This window comes from Massilia sp. CFBP9012 (genome assembly GCF_034045115.1).
GTDB lineage: Bacteria > Pseudomonadota > Gammaproteobacteria > Burkholderiales > Burkholderiaceae_D > Telluria.
On the sequence record NZ_JAXCWM010000031.1, the window covers coordinates 1 to 5,127 of the forward strand.

The 5,127-nt window shown below is 61.0% G+C and carries 4 protein-coding genes; 3 read left to right on the top strand and 1 reads right to left on the bottom strand.

Annotated elements, in window-relative coordinates:
* Positions 1-338 precede the first annotated feature (338 nt).
* Positions 339-1,916 (top strand): methyl-accepting chemotaxis protein, encoded by a 1,578-nt coding sequence (locus SOM61_RS26330; RefSeq protein WP_320476816.1) that lies wholly within the window; start codon positions 339-341, stop codon positions 1,914-1,916.
* Positions 1,917-1,940: 24 nt separating this feature from the next.
* Here SOM61_RS26330 and SOM61_RS26335 read toward each other — a convergent pair whose 3' ends face one another.
* Positions 1,941-2,399, bottom strand: a complete 459-nt coding sequence (locus SOM61_RS26335; protein WP_320476817.1) for a MarR family winged helix-turn-helix transcriptional regulator — start codon at positions 2,397-2,399, stop codon at positions 1,941-1,943.
* A gap of 241 nt (positions 2,400-2,640) precedes the next feature.
* Between SOM61_RS26335 and SOM61_RS26340 the strand changes: the two genes are divergently transcribed.
* Both SOM61_RS26340 and SOM61_RS26345 read left to right on the top strand, forming a co-directional pair.
* A complete protein-coding gene (locus SOM61_RS26340) occupies positions 2,641-4,071 on the top strand; it encodes an aldehyde dehydrogenase family protein (protein WP_320476818.1) in 1,431 nt (476 codons plus the stop codon).
* 7 nt (positions 4,072-4,078) lie between these two features.
* Entirely contained in the window at positions 4,079-4,975 is an 897-nt protein-coding gene (locus tag SOM61_RS26345; RefSeq protein WP_320476819.1) for an AraC family transcriptional regulator, read from the top strand.
* Positions 4,976-5,127 lie beyond the last annotated feature (152 nt).

The window sequence follows — 5,127 nt, forward strand, 5'->3', positions numbered from 1 at the left end:
CCCATCCCGAACAGGACCGTGAAACGACTTTGCGCCGATGATAGTGCTGCAACCAGTGTGAAAGTAGGTTATCGTCAGGCTAGTTATAAGAAAAACCCCACCAGGTGATCCTGGTGGGGTTTTTTGCTTTTCCGACTTGACGAATCAGTCTGTTGTTCAAGCACCAAATCGCATTGTCATAAAGCACATTGCGTACAGATAACCTTGCTTTCCGTACAGAATCAATCGTGCGCGGCGAATAGTTTTCTATAATTCTTCGTTACCCATTTAGTTTTTCTTGTTGGTATATAAAAACCGGCAGGGACTTCGTTTGCCTCATCACTTTTAATAAGAATTTTATGCGATCACTTTCTGCACTCAGCACGCGCGCCAAACTCGGCGTGGGGTTCGGCCTGGTCGGGATCCTGATCATCGTACTGGCCATCTTTGCATGGCGTGAATTAGGAAACGTCGGTCAGGAACTTGCCGCGCAAAACACCGTGCGCACGACCCAGCTCGAGCGCCTGTACGAGCTGCGCGAATCGCTTGCCCAGACTGGCCTCGCCGCGCGCAATGCCTACATCTTCCCGGACGTCACCGACGCCAGGCGTGAACTCGCCCTCCTGGACCAACACAAAGCCCGTTATCTCGCCGAACTGCAGGCCCTGGAGCCACTGTTTGTAGGGAATGCTGACTTTGCGAAAATGCGCGATGGCTTGTTGCAGATGGCGCAAGAGCTGAACCGCCCACGCCGTTATCGCGATGCCGGCCAGCTGACCGAATACGGCAGCTTCCTCGTCAACGAATGCAGTCCGCTGCGCCGTCAGAACGTGCTCGATATCGACCGCGTCATCACCACTGTGCAGCAATATGTCGCAGACGGTACGGCCCATGCGCAGGAATCGATCGCTGCCGCCAAAACCACGATCATCGTGGTCACGCTCGCCGCAGTGGCCCTGAGCGTGCTGATCGGCAGCGCGATCACGGCACATCTGCTGCGCCAGCTGGGCGGCGAGCCGGTCGAAGTCAATCGCATCGCGTCGGCCATTGCTGCGGGCGATCTGACCGTCGACGTCGCCGTCCGTCCCAATGACGATGCCAGCGTCATGCATGCCATCCGTGAAATGCAGGCCAGTCTGCAAAACATCGTTGCGCAGGTTCGCGGCGGTACCGACATGATCGCGACCGCTTCCAGTGAGATCAGCGCCGGCAACGACGATCTGTCGATGCGTACCGAGGAACAGGCGAGCTCGCTGGGCCGCACGGCCGATTCGATGAAAGAGCTGACTGCTGTCGTCGAACAGAATACCGCCTACGCCCGCCACGCCAATACGCTCGCCGCATCGGCCAGCGTGGTTGCAAGCAAGGGCGGCACCGTCGTCTCCGCCGTGGTCGATACCATGCAGGATATCAATGCCTCGGCCCGCAGGATTTCGGATATCACCAGCGTGATCGACGCGATCGCCTTCCAGACCAATATCCTGGCATTGAATGCGGCGGTCGAAGCGGCGCGCGCCGGCGAGCAGGGACGGGGCTTTGCCGTGGTGGCGAGCGAAGTGCGCAACCTGGCGCAGCGGTCGGCCACTGCCGCCAAGGAGATCTCGGCATTGATCGGCGAATCGGCCGCCAAGGTCGATGCGGGTTCGAAGCTGGTGGAGCAGGCCGGCGCCACGATGGACGACATCGTGAGCAGCGTGAAGGAAGTCAGCGGCATCATCGCTGAAATCACCACCGCAAGCGAAGCCCAGCATGCCGGTATCCAGCAAGTGAACCATGCGGTGGGTCAAATGGACGAGGCAACCCAGCAGAACGCTGCCTTGGTTGAGCAGGCCGCCGCGTCGGCCGCGGCGCTCAAGGAACAGGCAGCGACGCTGCTGCGCACCGTGCGCGTGTTCCGCATCGGCACCGAAGGCAAGCCGCTGCGGATCGCGGCCTGACCTGCCGATTCTATCAGGCGCCGCTCAGTCGGTGCTGGCGTTCAGGCTCTTGCGCAGGTCCACTAACTGGTCGCGCAGGGCCGCGGCTTCGTCGACCGAGCACTGGGTTGCGCACAATACCGCCGGCATCACGCTGGCGGCTTCCTTCCTCAATGCCTTGCCCTCGTCGGTCAGGCTGATGATCACCTGGCGTTCATCGCTGCGCGCGCGGTTACGCTGCACCAGTCCCTGCGCTTCCATACGCTTGAGCAAGGGTGTCAAGGTCGCAGAGTCAAGGAACAGGCGCTCGCCGATGTCGGACACGGTCAGCTGATCTTGTTCCCACAAAACCATCATCACGAGATACTGCGGATAGGTGAGCCCAAGCTTGGGCAGCAAGCCGCGGTAGACCCGCATCATTGCCAACGAGGTCGAGTACAGGGCGAAGCACAGTTGCTCGTCGAGCATGGGCGTCGCAGGGGAGGTGGGCGTGGTCGCGTTCATTCTTCCAATATAGATCGCACGCTAGATAATTGCAAGCGATTGTCTGACGAAATTGATGCAGTGCCGAAGCACGAGCGATGTGGCGTGCGTAAGCACTTACATGACGCCATCTCTGCAATACGGCAAATTGTCGGATCCTCGCGCGAATGACAGGATCAGGCAAGAGGATGCGAGGAACCATCTACCTCCCGACTCCCCCTGACTTCTATGATGAATGAACATTGTCTTGAATGGAGTGCCCATGAAATCGATCGACACTATTTATATCAAGGGACAATTCGTCACCCCACATGGCGCCGAGCGCTTTACCCTGGTCGACCCTGTCACCGGGCAGGAAGCGGCGCAAGTCACCTTGGCCGACGAGGTCGACGCGGAAAACGCAATTGCCGCAGCGACCGCCGCTTATCGTGAACTTGCCGGATCGTCGCGCGAACAGCGCATGGCTTGGCTCGCACGTCTGCATGAGGTGGTGGCCGACGCAGAAGAGGAATTGATCGCGACAATGATCGAGGAATATGGCGGACCTCACGGTATTTCCGTCGCCACATCGAAGCGGGCCGCCGCCTCGTTCGACCAGGCGCGCACGCTGCTGGCCGATTACCCGTTCGAGCGCCAGGTTGCCAGCGCGCGGGTGCGCATGGAGCCGCTCGGTGTCGTTGGCCTGATCACGCCCTGGAATGCAAACTACGGCATGATCTGTAGCAAACTCGCGATGACGATCGCCGCCGGCAGTACGGCAGTGATCAAGCCGAGCGAATTGAGCGCGCGCCAGACTGAACTGCTGACCCGCGTGTTACACCGGGCTGAAGTGCCGGCCGGCCTGTTCAACATCCTGACTGGCCGTGGCGACGTCGTCGGCGCCGCCCTCGCGCGCCATCCGGGCATTGCGAAGATTTCGTTTACCGGCTCCACCGCAGTCGGCAAGTCGATCGTGCGCGGTTCCGCGGACACGCTCAAGCGCGTCACCCTGGAACTGGGCGGCAAGTCGCCCACAATCCTGCTCGACGACGCCGACTTCGACAAGGCCATGCCCTTCATCGCGGCGGCGGCAACCATGAACAGCGGCCAGGCCTGCCTGGCCGGTACGCGCCTGCTGGTGCCGCGCGCACGATTGCGGGAGGCCGAGCAAGGCATCGTCGCGGCGTTCCGGGCCTTGAAGGTGGGCGATCCACGCGATCCGGAAACCCGGATCGGGCCGATGGTGAGCGCCACCCAGTACCAGCGCGTGCAAGGATATATCCGCAAAGGGATCGAGGAGGGCGCAACCCTGCTGCTGGGCGGTACCGGCTTGCCTCAGGGCTTGGAGCGCGGCTATTTCGTGCGGCCTACTGTGTTTAGCAATGTCCGCAACGACATGACCATCGCAAAAGAGGAGATCTTCGGACCGGTCCTGTCCGTCATTGCCTACGACGATGAGGAAGATGCCATCGCGATCGCCAACGACACGATCTATGGCTTGCATGCCTATGTGTTCTCGGGAGACGTGGCGCGTGCGAATCGTGTCGCTCGCCGCATCGAAGCGGGCCGGATCTTCATCAATGGCCTGTACGATGAGCCGATGGCGCCGTTTGGTGGATTCAAGCAGTCGGGGCTGGGGCGTGAATTCGGCATCTTCGGGCTGGAGGAATATCTCGAACCAAAGACCCTGCTTGGCTATGAACAGTCGCTCTGAGCGCGGCTTGCTTGAGCAGTTGCTGGAGACGGTCAGCCGCCGCTTTTCCTCGGCGGACGACATCGATGACCTGTCGACGGCACTGCCTTGGCTGGGGCTGATCCGGCGCCGGGGACCGACGGCGATCGGCCGCGGGATGCTGGAGCCGTCGATGTGCCTGATGCTGCACGGCGAGAAGCAGATGCTGGTAGGTGAGCGCGTACTGCGCTACGGCGCCGGTTGCTATGTGCAGGCGGGCACGACGATCCCAGTCTCGGGCCAGGTCGTGCGTGCCAGCGAAGCGGAACCGTATTACGGCATCCGGGTCGATCTCGACCCCAAGGAGCTTGCCTCCTTCATGCTCGAGATGCGATTGCCGATGCCGTCTGGGGGAGACGACCCGCCCCTCGTCAGCGTCGAGATCGCGGGTACGGCCTTGCTGGAAGCATTCGAACGCTTGTTGCGGCTGCTCGACCGGCCGTCGGATCTGCCTGTCCTCGCGCGTCTGGTCAAGCAGGAAATCATGTATCACCTGGTGACGGGGCCGGGCGGCCCCACCCTGACGCAGGGATTGATGGGAAGCCACCGCGAGCATGCCGTGAACAAGGCGATCAGCTGGATCCGCGAGCATTACGACGCACCCTTGAAAATCGCCGAGCTGGCCGAGGCCGTGCACCTGAGCCCGTCGGTCCTTCATCGCCGCTTCAAGGCCGCTACGATCATGAGTCCGCTCCAATACCAGAAACAGGTGCGGCTGCTGGAGGCGCGCAAGTTACTGATGAGCGGCGGCGTCGAAGCCGCGAATGTGGCTTTCCAGGTGGGGTATGAAAGTCCATCGCAGTTCAGCCGCGAGTACCGTCGCCTGTTTGGCGCCTCGCCGCTGCAGGACGCGGAACAGCTGCGCGGCGTGGCGCCGTCGCCCTGATTTTTCACTGCAGAACAATATTATTGCTGAGCACTTGCGCGACTGGGTAGGGCTTTGCTATAGTTCGCCTCCGCTTCGGCATGACCGAAAAATGTTAACGTAATCAAGCGGTTACGGTAGCAAGATCGGCAGAGAAATCTGAGACGAAGCGA

Excerpts from the sequence above, each read along its gene's own strand:
- SOM61_RS26335 (WP_320476817.1), bottom strand. The coding sequence starts at position 2,399 with ATGAACGCGACCACGCCCACCTCCCCTGCGACGCCCATGCTCGACGAG.
- SOM61_RS26330 (WP_320476816.1), top strand. The coding sequence starts at position 339 with ATGCGATCACTTTCTGCACTCAGCACGCGCGCCAAACTCGGCGTGGGG.
- SOM61_RS26340 (WP_320476818.1), top strand. The coding sequence starts at position 2,641 with ATGAAATCGATCGACACTATTTATATCAAGGGACAATTCGTCACCCCA.